This is a genomic window from Streptomyces sp. HSG2 (assembly GCF_016598575.1).
Classification (GTDB): Bacteria; Actinomycetota; Actinomycetes; order Streptomycetales; family Streptomycetaceae; genus Streptomyces.
In genome coordinates this window covers 3,406,908-3,431,848 of record NZ_CP066801.1, presented here as the reverse complement: position 1 = coordinate 3,431,848, position 24,941 = coordinate 3,406,908, and the positions used below count along the sequence as shown (strand labels likewise).

Below are 24,941 nucleotides of genomic sequence, written 5' to 3'. Positions count from 1 at the left end.
GTCCGGCCCCCCCGCCCCTCGGCGCCGCGCCGGGCGGCCGGCGCGGAGTCAACCGGCGTCTTCGTCACCGCCGCGCACGGTCCGGACGGGCAGGACGCGCACCGCCTCCCGAAGCGCCGCCGCCAACGCCTCGTACTCCCCGAACCTGGCGGTGCCCGCGCGTACCGCCAGGGCGATCCGACGGGTGGGCACGGGCTCGGCGAACGACGCGGTCAGAAGTCCCGACGCGTGCGAGGTCTCCACCCGCACCGCCGTGCGGGGCAGCAGGGTGACGCCGAGCCCCCCGGCGACCAGTTGCACCAGGGTGGAGAGACCGGCCGCGGTGGTCGTGGCCGGCACGCCCGACCGGCCGGCCTCCCGGCAGATGTCGAGAGCCTGGTCCCGCAGGCAGTGCCCTTCGTCCAGCAGCAGCAGGTCGAGTGAGCGCATCGCGGCACGCGGCACCCCCTCCCGTCCCCCGAGCCAGTGGTCGGCGGGGGTCACCAGGACGAAGTCCTCGTCGAAGAGCGGAAGCTCCACGACACCGGGCGCCCCCAACGGGACGGCGAGCAGCAGCAGGTCCAGACGGCCCGCGAGGAGGCCGTCCAGCAGGCGGGCGGTCTGCTCCTCGTGCACCTGGAGATCCAGTTCGGGATACCGTCGGTGCACCAGACGCAGGACGGTGGGCAGTACGTAGGGGGCCACCGTCGGGATGACGCCGAGCCGGAGGGCCCCGGTGAAGGGCGCCCGCGCGGCCTCCGCCTCCTCCATCAGCGCCCCGACCTCCGCCAGTACCGCCTTGGCCCGGGGCGCCAGGCGCTCCCCCTCGGGGGAGAGCAGCACCTTGCGCGTCGTACGCTCCAGGAGCGTCAGGCCGAGCGTCTCTTCCAGCGCGGACACCGCCCCGGAGAGGGCGGGCTGGCTGGTCCCGATCGCCGCGGCGGCGTCGCGGAAGTGCAGGTGTTCGGCGACCGCGGCGAACGCGCGGAGTTGGGCGAGGGTGGGCTGTCCGTGTTTGCCGTGACGATTGATAGCGACCTCCGATCGATCCGACCGAGTGTAGCTATTTCCGCAATCAATGCCGCCTGTGCCACCATCGGCGACGTCCAACCCATGGGAAGCGCTCGTGAGCCGGGCGCTTCCTCGCTGCAAGGAGAGCGCGTGCTCACTGTCGGTGACAAGTTCCCCGAGTTCGAACTGACCGCCTGCGTCTCGCTGGAGAAGGGCGCGGAGTTCGAGACGATCGACCACAAGACCTACGAGGGCAAGTGGAAGGTCGTCTTCGCCTGGCCCAAGGACTTCACCTTCGTGTGCCCGACCGAGATCGCCGCCTTCGGCAAGCTGAACGACGAGTTCGCCGACCGCGACGCGCAGGTCCTGGGCTTCTCCGGCGACTCCGAGTTCGTGCACCACGCCTGGCGCAAGGACCACGACGACCTGCGCGACCTCCCCTTCCCGATGATGGCCGACTCCAAGCACGAGCTGATGCGCGCCCTCGGCATCGAGGGCGAGGACGGCTTCGCCAAGCGCGCGGTCTTCATCGTCGACCAGAACAACGAGATCCAGTTCTCCATGGTGACCGCCGGCTCGGTGGGTCGTAACCCCAAGGAGGTCCTCCGGGTGCTGGACGCGCTCCAGACGGACGAGCTGTGCCCGTGCAACTGGAGCAAGGGCGACGAGACGCTGGACCCGGTGGCCCTGCTGGCGGGTGAGTGACCGGATGTCGCTCGACTCCCTGAAGTCCGCCATACCGGACTACGCCAAGGACCTGAAGCTCAACCTGGGTTCGGTCATCGGCAATTCGGAGCTTCCGGCCCAGCAGCTGTGGGGCACGGTGCTGGCCACCGCCATCGCCTCCCGCTCCCCCAGGGTGCTGCGCGAGCTGGAGCCCGAAGCCAAGGCCAACCTCGCGCCCGAGGCGTACACGGCGGCCAAGGCCGCCGCCGCGGTCATGGCGATGAACAACGTGTTCTACCGCACCCGGCACCTTCTGTCGGACCACGAGTACGGCACCCTCCGCGCCGGCCTGCGGATGAACGTCATCGGCAACCCAGGCGTCGACAAGGTCGACTTCGAGCTGTGGTCCTTCGCGGTCTCCGCGATCAACGGTTGCGGGATGTGCCTGGACTCGCATGAGCAGGTGCTCCGCAAGGCCGGTCTCGACCGGGACACCATCCAGGAGGCGTTCAAGATCGCCGCGGTCGTGCAGGCCGTCGGCGCCACGCTGGACGCCGAGGCGGTCCTCGCCGAGTAGTCGCCGACCGGCGACCGCGGTCGAAGGGCCCCGTCCACCCTCACGGTGGGCGGGGCCCTTCGCCGTGCGCCCCCACGCCCCGGGCCGAGACCGGGCGAGGAGGTCGCGGGGAGGGCGAGGTGACCGGGGCGGTGGCGAGGCCCGAGCGGGGGTCGAGAGTGGCGAAGGTCGGTGTCGGCGCGGGGCGCGCCGAGTCACGCCGGCGCCGGGTCGGGCTCCTCCGACGCGTGCGGAGCGGACGGCGGCTCGGGATCGGCCCCGGACACCGCGTCAGACGCCGGCGCACCACGTGGCCCGGGAGCGTGGCGCAGCGCGGCCTCCGTGGAGTACGCCCGCAGATAGCCGACGACGGTGTTGGCGACCGCGACCAACGGCACAGCTACGACCGCGCCGCCGATGCCGGCCACCAATCCCCCGCACGACACCGCGAGCACGACGGCGAGCGGGTGCACCCGCACGGCGCGCCCGAGGATGAACGGCTGGAGGATGTGGCCCTCGATCTGCTGCACCGCCAGCACCACGACGAGGGTCATGACGGCGGTGAACACGCCCTGGGTGACCAACGCCACGACGACCGCCAGCGCGCCCGACATCACGGCGCCGACCAGGGGGATGAACGCGAAGAGGAAGATGAACACGGCCAGCGGGACCGCCATCGGCACGTTCAGGAACCAGATGCCGATCCCGATGAAGACCGCGTCGATCAGCGCCACCACGACCGTTCCCCGCACATAGGCGGTGAGGGTCCCCCATGCGCGCGGGCCGGCTCCGGCGACTCCGGGGCGCGCGGCAGCCGGGACGAGCCGCAACGCCCACTGCCAGATCCGGGGACCGTCGTAGAGGAGGAACAGCGTCGCGAAAGCGGCGAGCAGGATCCCGGTCAGCGCCTCCACCACCACGGTGACGCCCTCCAGACCGGCCGAGGTGATCTGGTCGGTGTTGGCGCCGACCGCGTCGCGCAGGTTCTGGGCGATCTCGTTGATCTGCCGGTCGGTCACGTGGAAGGGGCTGTTCAGCAGCCATCCGCGCAACTCGTCGATACCGTCCTGGACCTGGTCGGAGAGGCTGTCGACGTTCTCCACGACCTGCCAGGTCACGAACCAGCCGATCAGCCCCATCACCACGAACCCCAGGATCGCGGTCATGGCGGTGGCCAGGCCCCGGGGTACCCCGGTCCGTCGCAGCCGGGCCACGGTCGGCTGCAACAGTGCCGTGATCAGTAGCGCGGCGACGAACGCCAACGCGACGAGTCGGACGGTGCTGATGACCCGCATCAGCACCCACACCGTCCCGGCCAGGACCAGCAGTCGCCACCCCGCCTCGGCCGCCACACGCATCCCCCAGGGCACCGCCTCGGCGGGTTCGGGGCGGGCCGGGACGGCGGGCGGGTGCTCCGGCGGCGCGGGTACGTACTCGACGGGGGAGGACGGGGGCTCGCCGTCGGGGTGGTCGTGTACCCGCTCCACTTCCGCCCGGCGTTGCTCCAGCCTCCTGCTGACCTGGGTCAGTCCGGCTCCGACGTGGCCGAGCCACCTTGGGACTCGCGACATGATCGGTCCTCTTCCCCCGTCTTTCCCCGCCACTCCTTTCCGGAGTCGTCGGGTCCGACCGTACAGGGCGAAAGCCCCTCACCGAAGCACGGTGAGGGGCTGCGCGAGGTGGACGGCGCGGGACGCCGCCCGATGTCGGAACTGGCCGACGGGCGACTCAGTACCAGTGGTTGGCCTGCCAGAAGGACCAGGCGTCGCACGGGCTGCCGTAGCGCTCGTTCATGTAGTTCAGACCCCATTTGATCTGGGTGGCGGGGTTGGTGCGCCAGTCGGCGCCCGCCGAGACGTACTTGCCGGCCGGCAGTGCCTGGAACAGCCCGTAGGCTCCGGAGGACGGGTTGACCGCCTGGTAGTTCCAGCTGGACTCGTGGTCCACGATGTTGCTGAAGCACTGCCACTGGCCGCTGGGGACCATCGACCGCGCCATCGACTGGATCTCCGCGATCGTGTACGAGCTCTGCACGGCGAAGTCCGAGGCGTCGCGCGCGGCGCTGCGGTCCGCGGCCTGCTCGGCCTCCTCGCGTTCCTTGGCCTTCTGCGCCTCCTCGGCGGCCTTGGCCTCCTCTGCCGCCTTGGCCTCGGCCGCGGCCTTCTCCTCGGCGGCCTTCTTCTTCGCCACGGCGGACTCGGCGGCGGCCTTGCGGGCGGCCTCCTCGCTTTCCTTCTTGGCCCCCGCGTCGGCCGCGATGGCCTGCGCGTCGGCCTGTTGCGCCAGCGAGGCCGTCTGCACCGGCGCGTGTTGCCCGACGGGGATCTCCGCGAGGAGCGTCGTGCCACCGGCCATTGCCTCGGCGTCGTTGGTGTTCGGTGTGGTGCTGCCCGAGGCAACTCCGACGACGCTTCCGACAGCGGTGACCGCCGTGGCAGACGCCACTGCGAATCCCCGGACCGAGATCCGGCTCACACGGTTTCCTTCCGGCATCGCCCGCTTCGGTGACCCTCGCGGACGCGACGTGCCCCTGGCACTGACCTCCCCCACTACGGGGTCACGGGAGGTGCTGACCCGGTGGCAACTCCCCGGCACGGGGAGTCGCGTGACGCTCGGGCGGCATACGACGCCGCTATGAAGTTGACTCTGATAACGCTGTGGCGCCTTGCCTCCCCTCGCCTGGGCGACGGGAGAGGTGCCCCCCGGGGGGGCACGGCCGTGTCGTATGCGGGGCCTGACAGGAACGAGACTCTGCCGTACCACGGCGCGGTGAGGCAATTCCGCGTCGCGTGGGAAAGCTCACATCCCGTTTGGCCCAGGGCGTTCCCGGAAACCGACGCGCGCGAGGCTCACTCCCCACTAGGCTGCGCGATTCTCGGCCGGCGCCCCGGCCGCCCGGCACCCCGGCCGGACCGGACCCCGCACGGGTGGCGGGGCCCGGCCGACCTCTCAGAGAGGGCCGTCCTCCAACATCTCGGTCACCAGGGCCGCGATCCGAGACCGCTCGGATCGCGTCAACGTGACGTGGGCGAAGAGCGGATGCCCCTTCAGCTTCTCCACCACGGCCACGACACCGTCGTACCGGCCGACGCGGAGATTGTCCCGCTGCGCGACGTCGTGGGTGAGCACGACCCGGGAGTCGGCACCGATCCGGGAGAGCACCGTCAGCAGGACGTTCCGCTCCAGCGACTGCGCCTCGTCGACGATCACGAAGGCGTCGTGCAGGGACCGACCGCGGATGTGCGTGAGCGGCAGGACCTCCAGCATGCCCCGGGCGGTGACCTCCTCGATCACGTCCCGGCTGGTGACCGATGACAGCGTGTCGAAGACGGCCTGCGCCCAGGGGCTCATCTTCTCCGCCTCGGTGCCCGGCAGATAGCCCAGCTCCTGGCCGCCCACCGCGTACAGCGGCCGGAACACCATCACCTTCCGGTGCTGGCGTCGCTCCAGGACCGCCTCCAGCCCCGCGCACAGCGCCAGGGCCGACTTGCCGGTGCCGGCCCGGCCACCCATCGAGACGATCCCGATGTCCGGATCGAGGAGGAGGTCGAGGGCGATCCGCTGTTCGGCGCTGCGGCCCTTGACGCCGAACGCCTCCCGGTCGCCGCGCACGAGGCGGACACCGCCGTCGGCCGTGACCCTCCCCAGGGCGTAGCCCCGTTCCGACTGGATGGTCAGCCCCGTGTGCACGGGCAGATCCGCCGCCTCCGGAACGTCGACCCGGCCCTCCTCGAACAGGATGTCCACCTGCTCGCCGGGGAGGGTCAGTTCGGACATCCCCGTCCACCCGGAGGCCCCGGTGACGGCCAGCTCGGCGCGGTACTCCTCGGCGATCAGACCGACCGAGGACGCCTTGATCCGCAGGGGAAGGTCCTTGGAGACGACGGTGACGTCACACCCCTCCGCCTGGAGGTTGCGCGCGACCGCGAGGATGCGGGAGTCGTTGTCGCCCAGTCGGTAGCCGGTGGGCAGAACACTGGGATCGGAGTGGTTGAGCTCGACCCGCAGGGTGCCGCCGAGTCCCCCGATCGGCACGGGGGCGTCCAGACGGCCGTGCCTGACCCGGCAGTCGTCCAGCAGCCGAAGGGCCTGACGGGCGAAGTAGCCGAGCTCGGGATGGTGGCGCTTGGCCTCCAACTCCGTCACCACGACGATCGGCAACACGACCTCGTGCTCGTCGAAGCGGCTCAGGGCGTTGGGATCGGCCAGCAGGACGCTGGTGTCGAGGACGTAGGTGCGCCGGTTGGGCTTGCGACGCTGTGCGCTGGTCACCACGGAAGGACGTACCCCCTCGTTAGAGGTCGGGGAGCGACGAGGCGGAGCCGGGCCGGTCGACGGCCCCCGTGCACGCCCGGCACGGGCCGACGACCGGCCCTCCGCCGCTTCTTCCGTGCCGTGACCGCACGGTCGGGCTGGTGCAAAGGGCCTCCCGGGCGGACGACCCCGTGCCGCCCGCTGAGATCCGACGCCCGTGATTCGGGCGTCGACCTGCTGGGGTTATGCCCTCGAACGCACCTCGCCATGCCCGGGCACGAGGACGGCGCCCGGGCGGACTCCCCGTGTCGCCTACACGCCGGGAGGGGCCACGAGGCCGTGAGGGACGGCCGAGGAGGATGCCGGAGCACGAAAAAACGGGCCGGTCCGTGGGGGGGGATACGGACCGGCCCGAGGGGGGGCTTCCACCATAACCCTTCGTGAGGGAAATCCGGTACACGGACACCAAAAAACTACTCTTCGTAGCCATCCGGCGACCGATGACCGATCCGCGCGGGCTCGTTCGCGCCACGCCCGAACCCGCCGCGCGGGCGATCCACCCCGGCCGAACACCGAGCGGGCCCCCTCGGGCCGCCGGACCGGCGCCGCGCGGCCCCCTCCACCGCGCGGCACCACTTCGCGCCACTTTGCTCACGCGAATCGATCGGCTCAGAACTTACGCGATCACTCCGACGGGCGCGAGCCACTCGCGATAACGATGCGGGAACCCACCCGGCCTGGTATAGGCCGCTCACGCCCCTCCGTCGAGGGGCCGGCCTCGACGCCTCGCGGCCTCCCGAAACGCCTGACGTCCCACTCGGGGCGGCGATACCGTCTGCTGCACGACGGAACGGCAGGGGGGATCTGTGGGCGGTGGATGGCTCGACGGGCCGGGAACGCTGATCGTGCGCCCGACGGACGGGCGGGAACCCGCGCGGATCCCCGTCGAGGTGGCCACGTCCTTCCGGGCCCGAAGCAGGGGGCTGCTGGGGCGTCTGTCCTTCCCCGGACGGGCGATGCTGCTGACTCCGGCCTCGGGAGTGCACACCTTCCGCATGCGGATGCCCATCGACGTCGCCTATCTCGACGGCGGGATGTCGGTGATCGCGGTCCGCACCATGCGCCCGGGGCGCTGGGGGCTGCCCCGGCCCCGCGCCCGACACGTCCTCGAGGCGGAGGCGGGCGCCATGGCCCGGTGGGGGGTGCTTCCGGGAACGCGGGTGGAGGTCGCGGCGGCACGCCGGACACCACGCCCGAGACGACGACTCCCGCGCTGACGACCTCCCACACCCTCGGACACCGGCCACGAGCGGCCCCCTCACCCCGCCCTGCGGCATGCCCCGTCAGCCCTCCGAGCGGCTCTCCTGTGGGTTCTCCGTCCGAGGGAACGACACCTCGACCCTCCGGTTCTTCTTGCGCCCGGTCTCGGTGGAGTTGTCGGCGATCGGATACTGCTCGCCGTAGCCACGGACCTCGTAGGTGATGTCCGAGTCGTCCAACTCCGCCGCAAGTACCTGCTGCACGGCGTCGGCTCGCCGCTTGGACAACAGGTCGCCGTGGGCGGAGGAACCGAGGTTGTCCGTGAAGCCGAAGATCCGCACCCGCGACGCGCCCTGCGCCCGGATCTCGTCGGCGATCCCCGCGATGCGGGACTTGGTCTCGTCACCCAGCCTGGCGCTGTCCTTGCCGAAGAGCACCTCGGCCTGAAGGGCGAACGTCACCTCGGTGTTGGTGTCCTCCCGACGTTCGTCGCCGCTCTCGTCCTCCACCACGGACTTGATGTCCAGGACCTTGGGGGCGGCGAGGGCGGCGCCCTCCGGAAGCTTCAAGTCCGGATCACTGGAGTCGACTTCGACGGGCGCGGCGGCCACCACCTCGGTTGCGGGAGGGGGCGAGGGGTTCTCCTCGGCACGCGCCGACGAGGCGACCACCACCTGGAAGGCCAGCAGGACGGCACCAGCGGTGACGGACGCGGTCCATCGCGGGGAGGCGACCATCACAGCCTCAGCCGGGGATCGTGATGCCGGCACTGGAGAACATCGGCAAGTGGAGTGTCAACTCCGCGTTCTCGGAGGGGGGCGCGGGAAACTGCATGAACACGGGTAGCGACTCTCCGGCCTTCAGCGGAGGGAAATTGACCGTTGTCAGGGGCCGGCCATCGGTATCACGCAGAACGTAGTAGCGCTTCTTCCCCACCGGGTCCACCATCGTAGCCCCTCCCAGCGACCTGCCGTTTCGCGTGATCTCGGTCTCGGTGCCACTCAACTGCGCAGGAACATTGGTCGTCTCCCCCCCATCGTTCTTCAACTCACCATCCACAGTCAGGAAACCACCATCGTCACGCCGAACCTGCTTGATCAGGAGCAGCAGGCCGGCAGGACCCTTCATCTCCGCCAGCCAGGTCTCGGAATGCTCCTGAGGGCGCGCATCGGCGTCGTCTCCGGGTGAGGTCGGTGAGGCGACGCGAGGCGTCTGCTCGGCGCTCCCCCCGTTATTTCCTTCACCGCCGGCGCAACCGACCAGCCCCAACGGAGCGACCATCAGGGCCGTGGCCACCACCGCTCCGCTGCGCGCCCTCGCGCCCCACATGCTCATGGAATCGCTTCCCTTCCTATTCGCCGACCACGAACTGGTCCGACAGGTGGACATCGAACAGGTCGCGTGCTGTGGGCCAGTCGCCGGGACTTTCGGGTTCGATATCCCACTCCAGTCCTCGACAGTCGAGAGGCGGAAGCTCGTTCTCCTCCTGCTCGGTCGGGAGCGGCGCGAAGGCGCAGCGAGGTTCAATGACCGCCGTGGCCACAGCACGAGAGGTCACGTCTTCCGTTCCGGGCACAATCGACTCCCCCACAGAACTCCTCGCTTGGACCTCTACCGTGAACGCCAGCAGGCCGCTCTGCGTACAACGCAGCACGTCCGCGTCGTTCAGTGCCGCGAGCTGCTCGGCACGTGCACAAGAGGCCACCCCAACCCCGGCATCACCCGCGAATATCCGGCTCCACATCACGGGGTCCAAGACGTTCTCCGCCCACAGGTCCGCGAGTTCGTCACGCCTGTCCTGCGCCACGGCGAGCGCGGCAGCATCAGCCGCCGTCAGCGCCCCGCCTCTGTTGGCGGCTGCCTGCCCGACAGCGAGGTACACCAAGGCAAGGAGAAGAAGACCCCCCACCACGGCGATGTAAACGGGGAAGACTTGCCCTGCGTCAACCGGTCTTGCCGAACACTTCAGCCGCCGGTCACTTGAGTGATCTGGTCGGCGATGGCATTGAAGATCGTCTGCCCGATCTCCGTGCCCGTGATGGCCAAGACGATCGCGACCACCACCGCGATGATCCCCAGGTACTCCACAGCCGTCTGCCCCCTGTCGTCGCGCGGGGAGCGGAGGGGCCGGGTGGCGTTGGTGGTGGTCGGCCGGTGCTGCATGGCGGGGTCCTCCTGGTCGGGCGCTCGCGCGGTCGTCGGCTGGAGGGTAGGGCCCTCCGGCATGGGGCGTGAAGGGTCCGCGGGCCCAGAGGCGAGCGCGCGGCGCAGAGTTCCGGACAAGGGCGCGGCGGCTGTCGTCCCGGTTCACCGGGCACCTCCGAAGTGGGAGTCCGGGGCCGTGCCCAACCATCGGGCGGCGGCCTCCGTGCGACTGGTGCTGTGGAGTTTGGCGAAGATCCTGTTGACGTGGTTCTTCACCGTCTTCTCGCTGATGAAGCACACCGAAGCGATCTGCCGATTCGTCATGCCGGACGCGATGAGGTCCATGATCTCCGCCTCCCTAGCGCTGAGCCGGAACCTCTCTCGGTCTTCCCGCCCCCTCGCCGACGACTGTCCCACAGATAGTTGCAGTTGCGAAAGAGGGTCCGTCATATTGCGCATCCCGCGCCGTTCTGTGCCATCGTCCGCGTGTGCAGTCGCACTCGCGGACGACTCCACGTGGCGCAGGTGGGCGAGCAACGCCCGCGCCGCCGTGGGCGTGAAGTGGGCCGCTCCGTCCCGGGCGCCGCGTACCGCGGCCACCAACTGGGCCCCGTCGAACTCGCCGTGGAGCAGGTAGCCTGTCGCGCCACGTCGCAGGGCCTCCCGCACCGTGTCCGGCTCCCCGCCGCGGGTCACCATCAGCACCACCGCGAACGGCACCAGGTGCGGCAACGCCTCCAGGCCGTCCAACACAGGCATCCGGGCGTTCAACAGGACCACGTCGGGACGGAGCGCGCGGGTCGCCGCGCAGGCCTCGCGGCCGTCCGCCACCTCGGCGACGACGACGAGGCCGGTGTCCCCCGACAGCGGCGCCACCAGGTCCGCCCGCGCGACCGGGTCGTCGTCGGCCACGATCACTCGCAGGGGTGCTCCGGACATCCGGTCACCTCCTCTCCGGCCGTGGGCCGGTCCGGCGAGCCGCGGGACGCGACCGTCCGCCGAAGTCGGGCCGCCCACCGTCCCGGACGCGGGCACCGCGGTCACCCGCCCCACCCGCTACTCACCGGTGAGGGTTCCGAAGTCCGTGCCGGAACCGAGGATCAGGCCGGCGGTGAGCAGGATCATCGTGGCGGGGACCATGAACGTGGTGATCGTCAGGGTGGCCTTGGGGATGGCGCGGGCAGCCCTGCGGCGGGCGTTCTGCGCGTCGGCACGACGCATCTCCCGGGCGAGCGAGACCAGGGTGTCGACGATGGGGGCACCCAGTTCCTCACCCTGTTGCAGCGCGCTGACGAACATCGCGACCTGCTCGGAGTCGTTGCGGCGGCGCAGTTCGGCGAAGGCCTGACGTCGACTCACCCCGAGGTCCATCTGGCGGAGGGTGATGCGCAGTTCGTCGGCCCAGGGCCCCTCGTAGCTGCCGGAAACACGGTCGAGCGCCTGACGGAAGCCGAGCCCGGCGCCGACCACCACGGCGAGGACATCCAGGAAGTCGGGGAGTGTCCGCTCGATCTCGTCCCGTCGGATCCGGACCGCCGAGCGGATGCCCACCTCGGTCCACAGCGCCCCGAATGCCGCCAGGACGAGGGCCACCAGGTACTGGCCGCGCAGAAGGAACACCAGGAACCCCACCCCGCCCAGGAACCCGTACACGGCGCGGCGGGCCGCGTAGCGGTCCAGGGTCAGGCCCGCGGGGTTCCCCGCGAGGTCGATCCTGCGGCGGACTCTCGCCGTCCGGTCCGGTCCCATGAGGCGGAGCACCAGGGGCGCGTACCGCATGCCGAGGCGGTCGACGAGCGAGTCCACCGGGCCGGCGCGGGTGGATCCGACCTCCAGGGCCAGCGCGAGGTCGGCGGGCAGCCTGGCGTCCGCCCGGTACATCCGGACGCCGGCGAAGACTCCGCCGACGGCCAGGGCGGCCAGCAGGGCGAGGACGAGGGCCATGGGTGCCTCCTTTCCTTAGACGTCGATCCGGGAGAGGCGGCGGATCAGGACGAACCCCGCCACGTACAGCGCGAGCGCCACGACCACCGCGCCCTGTCCGACGGGCGAACCCGTGACCCGTTCGAGCGCTCCGTCCTTGACTCCGTTCATCAGCAACAGGGAGCCGATCCCCATAACGGGCACGGCGTACGACGTCATGTTCACCTGGGAGAGCTGGGTACGGATCTCCCTTCGGGTCTCCTTGCGTTCCTCCAGGGTCTCGGTCAGGTTCCGCAGGGCTCCGACCACCTGTCCGCCCGCGCGGTTGGCGAGGACCAGGGTCGTCACGAGGACCTCCAGTTCGCGGGAGGGGAGGCGACGGGCCAGTTCGCCGAGAGCGTCGTCGAGGGAGACGCCGACGGCCAGGCGTGCCCCGACAACCCGGAGCTCCTCGCCCGCCGGTGCCTCCAGTTCCTCGGCGGCCACCCCGACGGAGGTGCGCAGGGCGAGGCCGGCCTGGGTGGCGTTGGCCAGGATGCGCGTGAGTTCCGGGAGTTGTCGGATGAAGCGCTCGATGCGGTCGCGGCGCCTCCAGTCGAGGTACTGAAAGGCCGCCCAGAAGCCGAGCAGTCCGGCTATCGGGCCGAAGAAGGGCGCCAGGGTCACGTGGCCGAGCGTCCAGAGGCCGGCCACCACCGCGAGTGTGACGACGGCGAGTTCGGCGGGTGTGGTGGCCAGTCCGGCCGCCGAGAGGCGTCGTTCGAGCGCGCGGCCGAGGCGGGTGCGGCGCAGTCTGCGGTCCAGGGCGTCGAAGCGGCGGCGCCGGCCGGGGAGCGGGACGGGACCGGTGGTGGAGAGTCGGTCGACGACGGCCTGGCGCCGGGCCCTGCCGTCCAGGTAGAAGTGCGCGCCCAGGACCGCCAGGACGCAGCAGAGCAGCGCGGCCCCGGTGGTCAGGGCGGCGAGGTCCAGTCCCGACGCCGGGTCGGGCGGTTCGGTGGGCGGGGACACCACGACACCCGCGGGCTCGGCGACGGTCTCGCCGAGGTGGGGCCGGGCCGGAGCGGCCACGGTCGCGGCGAACGCCCCCTCGGCCGCCGATGCCCAGGATTCCGGTTCCATCAGTCGGTACCTACCTGCCTGCTTCTCGGGTGGTCAACTGCGCGCTGGTGTCCGCGATGCCGAAGGCCGGGGGGACGGCCCGGCCGGCCAGGTGGAGCCGGTCGGCGACCCGGCGTGGCAGGGGGTGGTGCTCGAAGGTGCCGTGGACGTGTCCGTCCGGGGTCATCGGCCGGGCGTGGAACCGGGCCACCGTGTGCAGGCGGTACGGTTCGGCGCCGTGGCTCGCCAACAGGGCGATCTCGGTGATCCGGCGCGCGCCGTCGGCGAACCGGGTGAGCTGCACGACCACGTCGACGGCGCTGTTGATCTGGTCGTGCAGCGCCGCGAAGGGGATCTCCACGTCGGACATGGACGCCAGGGTCTGCAGACGCATCAGCGCGTCCTCCGCGCTGTTGGCGTGCACGGTCGCCAGGGATCCGTCGTGGCCGGTGGACATGGCCTGGAGCATGTCCAGGGACTCGCCGCCACGCACCTCGCCGACGACGATCCGGTCCGGCCGCATGCGCAGGGAGTTGCGGACCAGGTCGCGGATGGTGATGCGGCCCTGTCCCTCGACGTTCGGCGGCCGGGACTCCAGGCGGATCACGTGCCCTTGGCGGAGCTGCAGCTCGGCCGAGTCCTCGATGGTGATGATGCGCTCGGACTCGGGGATCAGCCCCGAGACGGAGTTGAGCAGGGTGGTCTTCCCGGTGCCGGTCGCGCCCGACACGATGATGTTGAATCTGGCCTGGACCAGCCCGGCCAGCAGGTACACCATGTGCTCGTCGAGCGAGCCCAGCCCGACCAGCTCGGGCAGGGTGAAGGAGCGGGGGAAGCGGCGGATGGTGAGGGTCGCCCCGGTCAGGGACAGCGGGGGGATGACGACGTTGACGCGCTCCCCCGACGGCAGGCGGGCGTCGACCATCGGCGTGGACTCGTCCACGCGCCGGTTGACGGTGGAGACGATGCGCTCGATGGTCTGCATCAACTGGTCGTGCGAGGCGAAGCGGAGGGGGAGCTGTTCGACGCGCCCGGCCCGCTCGACGAAGATCGCGTCGGGACCGTTGACCATGATCTCCGTGATCGAGGCGTCCTCCAGGAGGGGTTCCAGGATGCCGAGCCCGAGCGCCTCGTCCACGACGCGGCGGATCAGCCGGGCGCGCTCGGCCGTGGACAGCACCGGCCCCTCGCGGCTGATGATGTGGCCGAGGACACGCTCCAACCTGGCCCGGCGGTCGGCGGCGGCCAACGCCCCCATCTCCGCCAGGTCGATCTCCTCCAGGAGCTTGGTCCGGTAGGAGGCGACCAGGTGAGCGTCCTCGCCTCGACCGGGGTGCTCCTCGGGTGAGTGGATACGCGCGCGCAGCCCCATGCGTCCGGTGCTCCTCTTCCTCTTCCTCGGTCAGTCGTCCGCGTCGCGTGGCATCGTCGCGGACCTGGTGGCGTTCCCGAAGTCCCAGCCGGGGACGACGGAGGGGATGCCCACGACGGCGGTGACCGTCACCTCGTCCCCCTCGACGACGGCGGGACAGTCGGTGCCCCCGGCCAGTCGGCCGCCGACGGCCGCCGCGCAGGCGGCCTGGGCGTCGCGGTCCAGGGACGCCGCCCGGGCGCCGGCGCGGGCGGCGTTGCCCGCCTGGAGGGCGGTGTGGGCGACAAGTCCGATCTGCGCACCGGCGAGCGCCACCAGGATCAGGAGCGGGAGGAAGCCGAGGTACTCCAGGGCCGCCTGACCCCGGTCCCCGGCCCGGCCCGCACGGGTGTGCGCCATCTCAGCCGACCTCCCCCGCGGCACCCGTCTCCTCCTCGACGGCCCCCGCCCTGCCGAGCGCCTCGAACGGCAGGGCGACCGCGCCGGGGAAGAGGACCGGCACCCGCACGCGCACCTCGGCGGTCACGTGGCCGTCGGCCGTGGCGCAGAGCACCTCGGCGTCTCCGCGCCACCCGCCCGGGAGCCGCTCCAGGCCCGCAGTGCGACACGTCCCCTGGCGGGTCGCGGGGTGGGTCGCGGTCGCCGCGCGCACCGCCTCGTCCGCCGCGTGCCCGGCGAGGACGAAGGCGTAGCCGACGAGGACGCACTGCCACAGCACCGCCAAGGTGACGAGGACGACCGGGGCCATGCCGAGGAACTCGACGGCGACCTGCCCCCGGTCGTCAGCCCGCCCGAGGCGGGGTGCCCACCCGGCCGGTCGCCGCCTCGACACCGGGCGCGCCGGCCACGGGACGGGGGCGAGGCGTCCCACCCGGTGGCCGGGCCGGCCCGCGGCGGCGCGCGACGCCCTCATCCCCGGGCCTCCCGGTGCCTTCGGGCACCCGTCGGCCGGCGGTCGACCCGGAAACGACCGCCTCCGCGACCGCCTGTCGGCGTGGCGGCGATCCCCAACTCGCCGGCGAGGCGCCACAGGGCCTGTCTCACCGCGCCGCGCTCCTCCAGGGTGTGCAGGCGACCGGCGTCGACGACGCCTTGGAGTTCGCGGAACCCCGCGGGGATCGTGGTGCCGGCGACCGCCGTGCCGGTGATGCGGCGCACCAGGGCGGGCTGGATCTCCGTCCCCCGGGTGTGCCGGTTGACGACCACGGTCGTCTCGGAGGGCTTGCGGATCTGCAGTCGGTCCCACAGGCGCACTGCCCGCTTGGCGCCCCGGACCGCGATCACGTCGGGTGTGGTGACGAGCAGGGCGATATCGGCCAGCTCCACGGCCGCGGCGCCCGGGGAGGCGAGTTGGGCCCCGCAGTCCACGACGACGACCTCGTAGCGGGACCTCAGGGCGTCGAGGATCTGCCGGGCGGCCCGGTCGGTGATCTCCTCGCCGCGTTCGCCGTCGGCGGGGGCGAGGAGCAGGGCGACGCCGCTGTCGTGGCGGAAGACCGCGTCGGCGAGGACGCGGGGGGATATGTCGTTGATGGTGGCCAGGTCGGCGACGGAGCGACGGAACTGGACGTCCAGGTAGGCGGCGACGTCGCCGGTCTGGAGGTCCATGTCGAGCAGCGCGGTGCTCCGGCCGGAGACCTGGGCGGCCAGGGCCAGGTTGATCGCGGTGACGGTGGTGCCGACGCCGCCCTTGGCCCCGCAGACCGCGACGACCGTGCCGCCGCCTCCGCCGGCCGGGTCGCCCCCGCCCAGGTGGCGGCGGACCCCGGCCGACCAGTGGGCCACCGCCTGGACTCGGCTGGCGAGTTCCTCGTATCCGAGCGGGAGGGTGACCACTCCGCGGGCGCCGTGGTCCATCGCCGCCTGGAACAGACCGGGGCCGGTGTCGGAGGTGGCGAGGATGACACCCGTCGCCGGGAATCGGAGGGCGACGTCCCGGATCAGTTCCAGGGCGGGGACCGGTCCGATCCGCTCGTGCACGATCACGACCTCGGGCAGTTCGTCGACCGAGTCGGCGGCCAGCCGCTGGAGGGCGTCGACGAGTTGCGTGGAATCCGTCGCCGGGGCCACGGGTTCGACCTCGGGAAGCTGACCGAGCAGTCCGGTCAGGGAGCGGACGGCGTCCGCGTCACCGGCCGCGGGGAGGATCCTCGTGGGCATGCGGGCCTCTCACTTGTCCTGCGCGAGTTCGTAGGTGCGGTCCCGCTCGGGGACGGCGGTCTCGTCGCCCGGGGCGACCAGGGCGAGCCGGACCCGCTGGGCGAACGACTCGGCGTAGGTGACGCGTTGGGCGTCGAGCGTGGACAGCGCGAAGGTGACCGGGACTCCGTCCACGGGTGCCCGCTCGCGGCTGCTCCGGTCCGGGTCGAGCGCGGTGATCTCCCCGATGTCGAGCACCCGGGCACCGGTGACGATGATCTTCGACTGGTCCGGTTCGCCCTCCCCCTCGCCGGCGAAGGTCGCGTACACGTTGACGGCCGCGCCCGGGGTGATCTTGCCGGCGACCCCGGTGGCCGCGTCGACCATGATCGCCACCTCCTGCTCGCCGGGACGGAGGGCGGGCCGCTCCACGAGCATGTCGCTCTGCAGGACCGAGCCGACCTTGAGCGTGGTCACCGCGATCCTGCCCCGGATCTCGGCGAGGTCGGTGACGGCGTTCGGCGACAGCCAGCGCTCCGGTATCGCGAACCGCTCGAATTGGTCGGCGTTCAACTCGGCATAGGGAGAGACGTCCTGTTTGACGCGGTAGGCGTTCACCTCGGGCCCCACCTTGGACTCCACGTCGTCGACGACGGAGAGGACCCCGCCGAACGCGGCGAGCGCGCAGACGACGGAGAGGGCCAACAGGATCACACCACGACGCTGACGGGAGTTCATGCGCTCGACGACCTCGATGGGGCTGGGCGGGCGGACGGGGCTGCGGGTGTGGGCGGGCGTCGCGCGGACGCTCACCCGGCGAGCAGGCGCGCTCCCCCGGGGGCGGCCCGGGCGCGCCCCGCCCCGCCGACCCGGCCCGGCGGGGCGGGCGGCGGAGTCGCCGAGCAGAAGACGCAGCGGTCTCCGATGACGTCCAGTCCGCACCAGTGACAGGCGACCCGCCGCACGGAACACACCAGTTGGTAGAGGACCGAGAGGTCGGGGAGGTAGGCACAGAACTCGGCCACCCGCTCCGTGCCCCACCAGCGGGGCGATTCGACGGGCAGCTCGACCTCCCGCACCGCCGAGACCCGCCAGGAGGGGGCGAGCGTGTCGGTGACCCAGTCCGCCCGGATCCGCCCCCTGGCGACCAACAGCCAGGTGCCGAACTCCGGTCCCGGAAGGCGGACTTCGGTGTCGATGCGAGCCAGTCGGGGGGCCGGGTGCGTCAGGACGGCGAACCGGCTGCCCGGCACCCAGGATCGCGCGTGGGAGGCCATGTCCACCGGGACGCGGTCCAGTCGCGCCACCGACCCCAGCAGGGCGCCGGCGTGCAGGTAGTGGGTGAGCAACCGAGCCGCCGAGGCCAGCACGCCCGGCCCCAGATCACAGGAGGCCAGCTGCCTCAACTGCCGGACGAGGACGGCGACCCCGAGCGGCTGCAGCGACGGCCGGAAGAGGGCGATCCGGTCGCTCTCCAACAGCGAGCGGACCACGCGCAGTCGACGCTCGACGGCGGGCGGGCCGGCCGACGGACAGACGACGATCAGGTGGCCGTGCAGATCGACGAGGTCCTGCACATCGCCGAGGGCCTGCTCCAGCGGGCGCTTGTCGATGTCGCTCAACACCACGGCGGGCATGGTGCGTTCGTCCTGCGGCGGCAGCGCCAGATCGGCACCGGTCACGACGATGGCAGTTGGCAACGCGGCTCCCCGTCTCCCCAAGGCCCCGCGGGTCCGCCGGCGCTTCCCGGCACACCCGGACGACTTCACACCGTGACTACCTCAGCACCATATCCACGCCCCCGTGCCCGGAGAACATCGTTTCGCGGGCCGGTGGCAACTTCACCCGCGCGCAACCTGCCCCAAACCAGGGCAGGCCGGGGCGGGTCGCACGAGTGTCCGGCCGGCGGGGGCCCTCAGAAGAAGTCCGACCAGGGCTGGTCGAGGACCTCCCTGGCGCCCAGCGCCAGGAACAGGACCCCGGCCAGACCCAGCATGGCGTTGCTGACGACGCCGCTTCGCCATTCCCGCGGGGTGCGGGAGGAGTTGAGGAGCCGGACCAGGGTCAACGCCAGGAACGGCATGAACGCGGCGCCCAACACGCCGTAGAGGACGACGAGCCGGAAGGGCTCGCCCCGGAAGAGCAGGAGCATCGGCGGGAACGTCAGCCACAACAGATAGACGCGGAAGGGCCGGGAACGCTCCCTGGCACGGGGAGCGGCGGGCCCCTCGCCCCGCCCCCGCGACCCGCCGCGCGAGCGCGGCCACCCTCGCTCCACGAAGTCGGCGAAGAGCAGGCTCACTCCGTGCCAGACGCCGATGAGCGAGGTGAAGGTGGCGGCGAGGAAACCGACCAGGAACAGCGTCGCCGTGACCGACCCGTACCTCTCCTCCAGGAGCGAGCCGAGTTGGAGAAGACCCTGCCCGCCGCCGGACAGGGCGATCCTCGCCGAGCGCAGCAACTCCGCCCCGACGACCAGCATCGAGACGACGAAGACCCCGGTGGTGAGGTAGGCGATCCGGTTGTCCCACCGCATCACCGCCATCCACCGGGGACCCGACCACCCCTTGGCGTTGATCCAGTACCCGTACGCGGCCAGCGTGATGGTCCCGCCCACACCGCCGATGAGTCCCAGCGTGTTGAAGACGGCGCCCTCCTCGTCGGGGACGACGGGGAGCAGACCCGCGACGGCGGCGCCCACGTTCGGGGTGACCCGGAGCGCGAGCGAGACCGTGACCACGAACATGACACCGACCAGCACGGTCATGACCTTCTCGAAGACGGCGTACCGGTTGAACCAGACGAAGATCAGCCCGACCAGTCCGGTGCACACTCCCCACCACTCCAGCCCCATCACGCCGGGGAAAAGCGCGTGCAGCGGCAGCGCCGTGGCGGACATCGCCGCCGCGCCGTACACGAAGCCCCAGATCACGACGTAGATCCCGAAGAACCAGCCGGTCCAGGCGCCGAGGGTGGCCCAGCCCTCGAAGAGGGTGCGCCCGGTCGCCAGGTGCCAGCGGCCGACCGCCTCGGCGAGAGAGATCTTCACCAGGCAGCCGAGGACCGCCGCCCACAGGAGCGTGTACCCGAACCCGCCACCGGCGATCAGCGTGGCCACCAGGTCCCCGGCGCCGACGCCGGTCGCGGCCACGACGATGCCGGGGCCGACGGAGCGCCAACCCGGCTTCCGGCGGCCGGAGTCCGGCTCCGGAGGGTCGAGTCTGTCGGTGGTGTCGCCCGTGGTGTCCGCCATGAGGAGAACCAAGCCCATCCGGCGCGCCGGGACAAGACGGCACGCGTGCGGGCGTCCTCGATGCCACCACGCGCCGGGGGCGTCGCCGGGGGGATCGGTCGGGGCGACGGGCCCGCGAGGGGGCGCCTGTGCCCGTGCGAGAGGGCCACGGCCGGCGGGGCCGAGCGCGACCCGCACGGCCGTGCTGGGCCGATCACCGCCCGGGGGGCCGGCGCCGCATGTGGCGACCGGCCCACGACGCGTCCCTAGCGGTCCGACGAAGGCCCGGCGCCGTCCCCGTCGTCCCCGGCGCGGTCGTCCCCGGATCCGCCCTCGGGCGCGCTGTCCGCGGAGCGGTCTCCGTCGGAGCCGGCGCCTTCCGAAACACCGTCGTCGGCGGCGTCTGCGGGCGACTCCTCCTCGGACTCGCCGTCCTCGAAGTAGGCGTCCAGGACCTCGTCCAAGGCGGCCTCCCACTGTCGGGGAAGGCCGCGGGAGCCCGCCTCGATCTCGATCGGGTACCAGCGGCGCTCCGGGGTGTGGACGGTGACCGTGAAGCGCTTGCCCCAGCGCGCGGTCTCGGTCTCGACCGCGCCGATCTCGTCCCAACGGAACTCGCAGGCCTGGTCGTCCAGGCCGAGACGGATGCCGCTGTGGTCGGCGACGATGCGCGCCCTTCGATCGGACGCCTCGAAGACCGGCCCGTCGGGGGCCGCGGTCTCGCCCGGCTCCGGCACGGCGGCTTGCTCCTCGTCGACCCCCTCGCCACGGGTGGCGCCCCGCGCCTCGCGCGCGCCGACGGCCGCGTCCGCCTCGACGCCCTCCTCGGGCCGCGGGCCCGTCGGGCCGTCGGCCGCCTCGGACTCGGCTTCCCTCGATTCGCTCGGGGCGGGCGAGGTGAGCCCGGGGACGAAGGCCGGGTCGAATCCGGCGCCCTCCGGGGGCTGGCTGCTCGATCCTATGCGCTGCTCCACAGCGGGTCAGTATGGTCGACGATCCTGTGCGGAGCACAGTCCGCCCCGCCATTCCTCGCCCGATCTCTTCCCGGGGTCCGCGCGCGGCGCCCCACCCGCGCGGAGGTGTCGGTCGGGCCGGCTCGAAGTCCGCCTCCCCGACCGGCCCGGCGTCGGCCGGGGGGCCGACCGGGCGACAGCCGCCCCTCACAGGTCTCACGTGGTGGAAAACACCGCCCACGGGTCGGAGGCGGGCCGTATGCTCACCGGCATGCAGGTGATCCAGTCGAGCAAACTCGCCAACGTGTGCTACGAGATCCGGGGCCCCGTGCTCGAGGAGGCGATGCGGCTGGAGGCGGGCGGCCACCGCATTCTCAGGCTGAACACGGGAAACCCGGCCGCGTTCGGGTTCGAGTGCCCGCCGGAGATCCTGGAGGACATCCTCCGGAACGTCTCCACGGCTCACGGCTACGGCGACGCCAAGGGGCTGCTCGCCGCCCGCAGGGCCGTCGTCATGCACAACCAGACCCTCGGCATCGAGACGGACGTCGAGCACGTCTTCATCGGCAACGGCGTCTCCGAGCTGATCGTGATGGCGATGCAGGCGCTGCTGGACGACGGCGACGAGGTCCTCGTGCCGGCACCGGACTACCCGCTGTGGACGGCCGCGGTGGCGCTGTCGGGCGGCAAGGCGGTGCACTACCGCTGCGACGAGCAGTCCGACTGGATGCCCGACCTGGCGGACGTGGCGAGCAAGGTCACCGACCGCACCAAGGCGATCGTCGTCATCAACCCCAACAACCCCACCGGGGCGGTCTACGACGAGACGGTGCTCCGCGGACTCACCGACATCGCCCGCCGCCACAACCTCATGGTCTGTTCCGACGAGATCTACGACAAGATCCTCTACGACGGCGCGAGGCACACGCCGACCGCGGCCGTCGCCCCGGACCTGCTCACCCTCACCTTCAACGGCATGTCGAAGGCGTATCGGGTGGCCGGCTACCGCGTCGGCTGGATGTCGGTCTCGGGGCCGCGCGCCCACGCCGAGTCCTACCTGGAGGGTCTGACGATCCTCGCGAACATGCGGCTGTGCGCGAACATGCCGGGACAGCACGGCGTGGTGGCCGCGCTCAGCGGCAGGCAGACCATCGACGACCTGGTCCTGCCGGGTGGGCGGCTGTTGGAGCAGCGGGACGCCGCGTACGACCTGCTGACGAGCATCCCGGGGGTGAGCTGCGTGAAGCCGAGGGGCGCCCTGTATCTCTTCCCCCGACTCGACCCCAAGGTCTTCAGGATCAAGGACGATCGACAACTGGTACTGGACCTGCTCAGGGAGGAGAAGATCCTGGTCGTCCACGGGACGGGCTTCAACTGGAGCGAGCCGGATCACTTCCGGGTGGTGACCCTGCCGGCGAAGGCGGACCTGAGCGACGCGATCGGCCGGATCGGCACCTTCCTGGACGGATACACCCAAGGCTGACCGGGCGCGCGGACCACCAACCACTTCGGAGAACATTTCAACTTTAGACTCGTTCCAAGCTAGGATGGCTTCCTGGATACCTCAGGAGGCCATCCCATGTACGAGCCGATCCGCGGCAAGTCGGTCCACACCACGACGGCCGGCTCGACCCCCCGCCGCTCCCGTGAGGCGGAGCTGGACATCCAGCTCGCCGGTCACCTCGCGGCCCTCCTCACGGTGACGGACGAGCTTCGCGCCCGGACTCCGTCCCACGATCTGGACACCGCGGCACGGCGGATCGCCGGCGAGGTCGCCCGGCTCAGGGGAGGGCGATCCGCGACACGCGCGCCGCTGCGCCCCGGTGCGAGCGTCGACCCCGCCGTCCTGCACCGGCGCGCCCGCGACCTCGCCGGCCGCGCCCTCGTCGTGGCGGCGTCCCGCGCCGACACGACGGTGGCCATCCTCGCCGCCGAGCGGATGGACGCGCACGGCGCCACCCCGGCATCGCGCGAGCCGGTCTCGCACTGAGCTCGCGGCGCTGGGCGCCGCCGCGACCCCGGTGGGTCGGGAGGGACCGGGCCGCGCCGCCGCGACCCGGGTCAAGCTGTGGGCCGGGTCCCGCGCACGCCGTTGTGCGGGGGACCCGGCCCGGGGCGGAGGCCTTCCCCGGGCTCCGGGACATCGAGCTACGGGAGCGGGGAAGGCCCCCCATCGCGACCGGCTTTCGTGACGACATCACTGGTCAGGGCTAGTCGAACCGGCCGCGAAGCTCTGGGGGAGGGGAACGACGGGCTCAGCCCAGGCGCTCCACGAGGGCGCGGTACTGGTCCCACAGCTCCTTGGGGGTGTGCGCGCCGAAGGTCTCCAGGTGGGAGGGGATCAGCGCGGCCTCCTCACGCCACACCGCCTTGTCGACGGCGAGCAGGAAGTCCAGCTCGGCGTCGGTGAGCTCCAGACCGTCGGTGTCGAGGGACTGCCGGGTGGGCAGGGTCCCGATCGGCGTCTCGACGCCCTCCGCGCGGCCGTCGAGACGCTCCACGATCCACTTCAGGACGCGACTGTTCTCGCCGAATCCGGGCCAGACGAACCGGCCCTCGTCGTCCTTGCGGAACCAGTTGACGTAGTAGATCCTCGGCAGCTTGGACTGGTCCTTGCCCTTGGCCACGTCGACCCAGTGGCCCATGTAGTCGCCCATGTTGTAGCCGCAGAAGGGCAGCATGGCGAAGGGGTCGCGGCGCAGCTCGCCCACCTTGCCCTCGGCGGCGGCCGTCTTCTCGGAGGCCACGTTGGCGCCCAGGAAGACACCGTGGTTCCAGTCGAAGGACTCGGTGACCAGCGGTACGGCGGTGGCCCGGCGCCCGCCGAAGAGGATCGCGGAGATGGGCACGCCCTTGGGGTCCTCCCACTCGGGCGCGATGATGGGGCACTGGGCGGCGGGCACGGTGAAGCGGGCGTTGGGGTGGGCCGCCGGGGTCGCCGCGTCGGGCGTCCAGGCGTCGCCCCGCCAGTCGGTGAGGTGCGCGGGCGGCTCCTCGGTCATGCCCTCCCACCACACGTCCCCGTCGTCGGTGAGTGCCACGTTGGTGAAGACCGCGTTGCCCCACAGGGTCTTCATCGCGTTGGCGTTGGTGTGCTCCCCGGTGCCGGGGGCGACGCCGAAGAAGCCCGCCTCGGGGTTGATGGCGTACAGACGCCCGTCCTCGCCGAACCGCATCCAGGCGATGTCGTCGCCGATGGTCTCCACCGTCCAGCCGGGGACGGTCGGTTCCAGCATGGCGAGGTTGGTCTTGCCGCAGGCGCTGGGGAAGGCCGCGGCCACGTACTTGGCCTCGCCCCGGGGCGGGGTCAGCTTGAGGATGAGCATGTGCTCGGCGAGCCAGCCCTCGTCACGGGCCATGACCGAGGCGATGCGCAGCGCGTAGCACTTCTTGCCGAGGAGGGCGTTGCCGCCGTAGCCGGAGCCGTAGGACCAGATCTCGCGGGACTCGGGGAAGTGGGAGATGTACTTGGTGGCGTTGCAGGGCCAGGGGACGTCCGCCTCGCCCTGCTCCAGGGGGGCGCCAAGGGAGTGGACGGCCTTGACGAAGAAGCCCTCCTCCCCCAGCTCGTCCAGGACCGGCTGCCCCATTCGGGTCATGGTGCGCATGGACACCGCGACGTAGGCGGAGTCGGTGATCTCGACGCCGATCGCGGACAGCGGCGAGCCCAGCGGGCCCATGCAGAACGGCACCACGTACATGGTCCGGCCGCGCATGGAGCCCCGGAACAGGCCCTTCTCGCCGGTGAAGACCTCCCGCATCTCGCCGGGGGCCTTCCAGTGGTTGGTCGGGCCCGCGTCCTCCTCGCGCTCCGAGCAGATGAAGGTGCGGTCCTCCACGCGGGCCACGTCGGAGGGGTCCGACGCGGCGTAGTAGGAGTGGGGGCGCTTGATCGGGTCGAGTGCGCGGAACGTGCCCTTGTCGACCAGTTCCCGGCACAGCCGCTCGTACTCGGCCTCGGATCCGTCACACCAGACCACACTGTCCGGCTCCGTCAGTTCGGCGATCTCGCCGACCCACGAGATCAGCTCCTGGTGCCGGGTGGGGGCGGGGGGAGCCGCGATGTCGCGCGCCACGATTGCTCCTAGGTGAGGGATGTGTTGTTGGGAGGCCCCGTGGGGGCTGCGACCCGGATGCCGCGTGAAGGTTCTCCCCGTGGCGCTCATCCGGTGCCGACCGCACTCATTTGATCATCCGACGCTCGCGCCCATCTGTCCAGAGGGCCGCCCACCTGAGCGGAGTGAGGATCGCCACGGACCTCGGCGTGTTCCCGGATTCTTTGCCGGACCCTGGGGTTCACCAGGGCCTTCCTTTACCGTCACCGGCCAGGGAGCCGCGCGGGAAAAGTCC

25 protein-coding genes are annotated in these 24,941 nt (G+C 71.6%); 5 read left to right on the top strand and 20 right to left on the bottom strand.

Annotation, left to right across the window (positions count from 1 at the left end):
• Positions 1-48: 48 nt before the first annotated feature.
• Positions 49-1,011 (bottom strand): hydrogen peroxide-inducible genes activator, encoded by a 963-nt coding sequence (locus JEK78_RS14825; protein ID WP_200264182.1) that lies wholly within the window; start codon positions 1,009-1,011, stop codon positions 49-51.
• A gap of 129 nt (positions 1,012-1,140) precedes the next feature.
• Between JEK78_RS14825 and JEK78_RS14820 the strand changes: the two genes are divergently transcribed.
• Positions 1,141-1,695 carry a peroxiredoxin gene (locus JEK78_RS14820; RefSeq protein WP_200259293.1) on the top strand — a complete coding sequence of 185 codons (555 nt, stop codon included), beginning with the start codon at positions 1,141-1,143 and terminating at the stop codon, positions 1,693-1,695.
• 4 nt (positions 1,696-1,699) lie between these two features.
• Positions 1,700-2,233, top strand: coding sequence for an alkyl hydroperoxide reductase (locus tag JEK78_RS14815; protein WP_200259291.1), 534 nt, complete (start codon positions 1,700-1,702; stop codon positions 2,231-2,233).
• Positions 2,234-2,427: 194 nt separating this feature from the next.
• On the opposite strand, the gene JEK78_RS14810 is transcribed toward JEK78_RS14815, so the two are convergent.
• The 3 genes from JEK78_RS14810 to JEK78_RS14800 all read right to left on the bottom strand — a co-directional run bounded on the left by JEK78_RS14810 (position 2,428) and on the right by JEK78_RS14800 (position 6,487).
• A complete protein-coding gene (locus JEK78_RS14810) occupies positions 2,428-3,783 on the bottom strand; it encodes an AI-2E family transporter (protein ID WP_200259288.1) in 1,356 nt (451 codons plus the stop codon).
• Positions 3,784-3,940: 157 nt separating this feature from the next.
• Positions 3,941-4,687 (bottom strand): transglycosylase SLT domain-containing protein, encoded by a 747-nt coding sequence (locus JEK78_RS14805; RefSeq protein ID WP_200259285.1) that lies wholly within the window; start codon positions 4,685-4,687, stop codon positions 3,941-3,943.
• 474 nt (positions 4,688-5,161) lie between these two features.
• A complete protein-coding gene (locus JEK78_RS14800) occupies positions 5,162-6,487 on the bottom strand; it encodes a PhoH family protein (RefSeq protein WP_200259282.1) in 1,326 nt (441 codons plus the stop codon).
• An 845-nt stretch (positions 6,488-7,332) separates the two neighbouring features.
• Between JEK78_RS14800 and JEK78_RS14795 the strand changes: the two genes are divergently transcribed.
• Positions 7,333-7,743, top strand: coding sequence for a DUF192 domain-containing protein (locus JEK78_RS14795; protein ID WP_200259280.1), 411 nt, complete (start codon positions 7,333-7,335; stop codon positions 7,741-7,743).
• A gap of 66 nt (positions 7,744-7,809) precedes the next feature.
• Here the strand turns inward: JEK78_RS14795 and JEK78_RS14790 are convergent, their stop codons facing one another.
• From JEK78_RS14790 to JEK78_RS14720, 15 genes are all read right to left on the bottom strand, one after another.
• Positions 7,810-8,463 (bottom strand): OmpA family protein, encoded by a 654-nt coding sequence (locus JEK78_RS14790; RefSeq protein WP_200259278.1) that lies wholly within the window; start codon positions 8,461-8,463, stop codon positions 7,810-7,812.
• Between the two features lie 7 nt (positions 8,464-8,470).
• Positions 8,471-9,061, bottom strand: a complete 591-nt coding sequence (locus tag JEK78_RS14785) for a hypothetical protein (protein ID WP_200259276.1) — start codon at positions 9,059-9,061, stop codon at positions 8,471-8,473.
• A gap of 16 nt (positions 9,062-9,077) precedes the next feature.
• On the bottom strand, positions 9,078-9,635 hold the full coding sequence (locus JEK78_RS14780) for a hypothetical protein (RefSeq protein WP_242483082.1): 558 nt from the start codon (positions 9,633-9,635) through the stop codon (positions 9,078-9,080).
• Positions 9,636-9,691: 56 nt separating this feature from the next.
• Entirely contained in the window at positions 9,692-9,889 is a 198-nt protein-coding gene (locus JEK78_RS14775) for a hypothetical protein (RefSeq protein ID WP_200264180.1), read from the bottom strand.
• A gap of 144 nt (positions 9,890-10,033) precedes the next feature.
• Positions 10,034-10,810, bottom strand: a complete 777-nt coding sequence (locus tag JEK78_RS14770; protein ID WP_200259273.1) for a response regulator transcription factor — start codon at positions 10,808-10,810, stop codon at positions 10,034-10,036.
• A gap of 117 nt (positions 10,811-10,927) precedes the next feature.
• Positions 10,928-11,815, bottom strand: coding sequence for a DUF5936 domain-containing protein (locus tag JEK78_RS14765; RefSeq protein ID WP_200259271.1), 888 nt, complete (start codon positions 11,813-11,815; stop codon positions 10,928-10,930).
• 15 nt (positions 11,816-11,830) lie between these two features.
• Positions 11,831-12,916, bottom strand: a complete 1,086-nt coding sequence (locus JEK78_RS14760; RefSeq protein ID WP_200259269.1) for a type II secretion system F family protein — start codon at positions 12,914-12,916, stop codon at positions 11,831-11,833.
• A gap of 10 nt (positions 12,917-12,926) precedes the next feature.
• Positions 12,927-14,267, bottom strand: a complete 1,341-nt coding sequence (locus JEK78_RS14755; protein WP_200259267.1) for a CpaF family protein — start codon at positions 14,265-14,267, stop codon at positions 12,927-12,929.
• 30 nt (positions 14,268-14,297) lie between these two features.
• The gene (locus JEK78_RS14750) at positions 14,298-14,666 is read right to left on the bottom strand and encodes a TadE/TadG family type IV pilus assembly protein (RefSeq protein WP_200259264.1); all 369 of its coding nucleotides are present in this window, start codon (positions 14,664-14,666) and stop codon (positions 14,298-14,300) included.
• Between the two features lies 1 nt (position 14,667).
• Positions 14,668-15,015: a pilus assembly protein gene (locus tag JEK78_RS14745; RefSeq protein ID WP_242483081.1), complete on the bottom strand. Its 348-nt coding sequence runs from the start codon at positions 15,013-15,015 to the stop codon at positions 14,668-14,670.
• Between the two features lie 161 nt (positions 15,016-15,176).
• Positions 15,177-16,427, bottom strand: a complete 1,251-nt coding sequence (locus tag JEK78_RS14740) for an AAA family ATPase (protein ID WP_200259261.1) — start codon at positions 16,425-16,427, stop codon at positions 15,177-15,179.
• Positions 16,428-16,436: 9 nt separating this feature from the next.
• Positions 16,437-17,144, bottom strand: a complete 708-nt coding sequence (gene cpaB, locus JEK78_RS14735; protein ID WP_200264178.1) for a Flp pilus assembly protein CpaB — start codon at positions 17,142-17,144, stop codon at positions 16,437-16,439.
• 71 nt (positions 17,145-17,215) lie between these two features.
• The gene (locus JEK78_RS14730) at positions 17,216-18,088 is read right to left on the bottom strand and encodes a hypothetical protein (RefSeq protein WP_242483411.1); all 873 of its coding nucleotides are present in this window, start codon (positions 18,086-18,088) and stop codon (positions 17,216-17,218) included.
• 233 nt (positions 18,089-18,321) lie between these two features.
• Positions 18,322-19,659, bottom strand: a complete 1,338-nt coding sequence (locus JEK78_RS14725; RefSeq protein WP_200259255.1) for an Nramp family divalent metal transporter — start codon at positions 19,657-19,659, stop codon at positions 18,322-18,324.
• A gap of 245 nt (positions 19,660-19,904) precedes the next feature.
• The gene (locus JEK78_RS14720; protein WP_242483080.1) at positions 19,905-20,612 is read right to left on the bottom strand and encodes a hypothetical protein; all 708 of its coding nucleotides are present in this window, start codon (positions 20,610-20,612) and stop codon (positions 19,905-19,907) included.
• Positions 20,613-20,862: 250 nt separating this feature from the next.
• On the opposite strand from JEK78_RS14720, the gene JEK78_RS14715 reads away from it, so the two are divergent.
• Positions 20,863-22,074: a pyridoxal phosphate-dependent aminotransferase gene (locus JEK78_RS14715; protein WP_200259252.1), complete on the top strand. Its 1,212-nt coding sequence runs from the start codon at positions 20,863-20,865 to the stop codon at positions 22,072-22,074.
• Between the two features lie 96 nt (positions 22,075-22,170).
• Positions 22,171-22,581, top strand: a complete 411-nt coding sequence (locus JEK78_RS14710) for a hypothetical protein (RefSeq protein ID WP_200259249.1) — start codon at positions 22,171-22,173, stop codon at positions 22,579-22,581.
• 265 nt (positions 22,582-22,846) lie between these two features.
• Here JEK78_RS14710 and JEK78_RS14705 read toward each other — a convergent pair whose 3' ends face one another.
• Positions 22,847-24,667, bottom strand: a complete 1,821-nt coding sequence (locus JEK78_RS14705; RefSeq protein ID WP_200259246.1) for a phosphoenolpyruvate carboxykinase (GTP) — start codon at positions 24,665-24,667, stop codon at positions 22,847-22,849.
• Between the last annotated feature and the right edge of the window lie 274 nt (positions 24,668-24,941).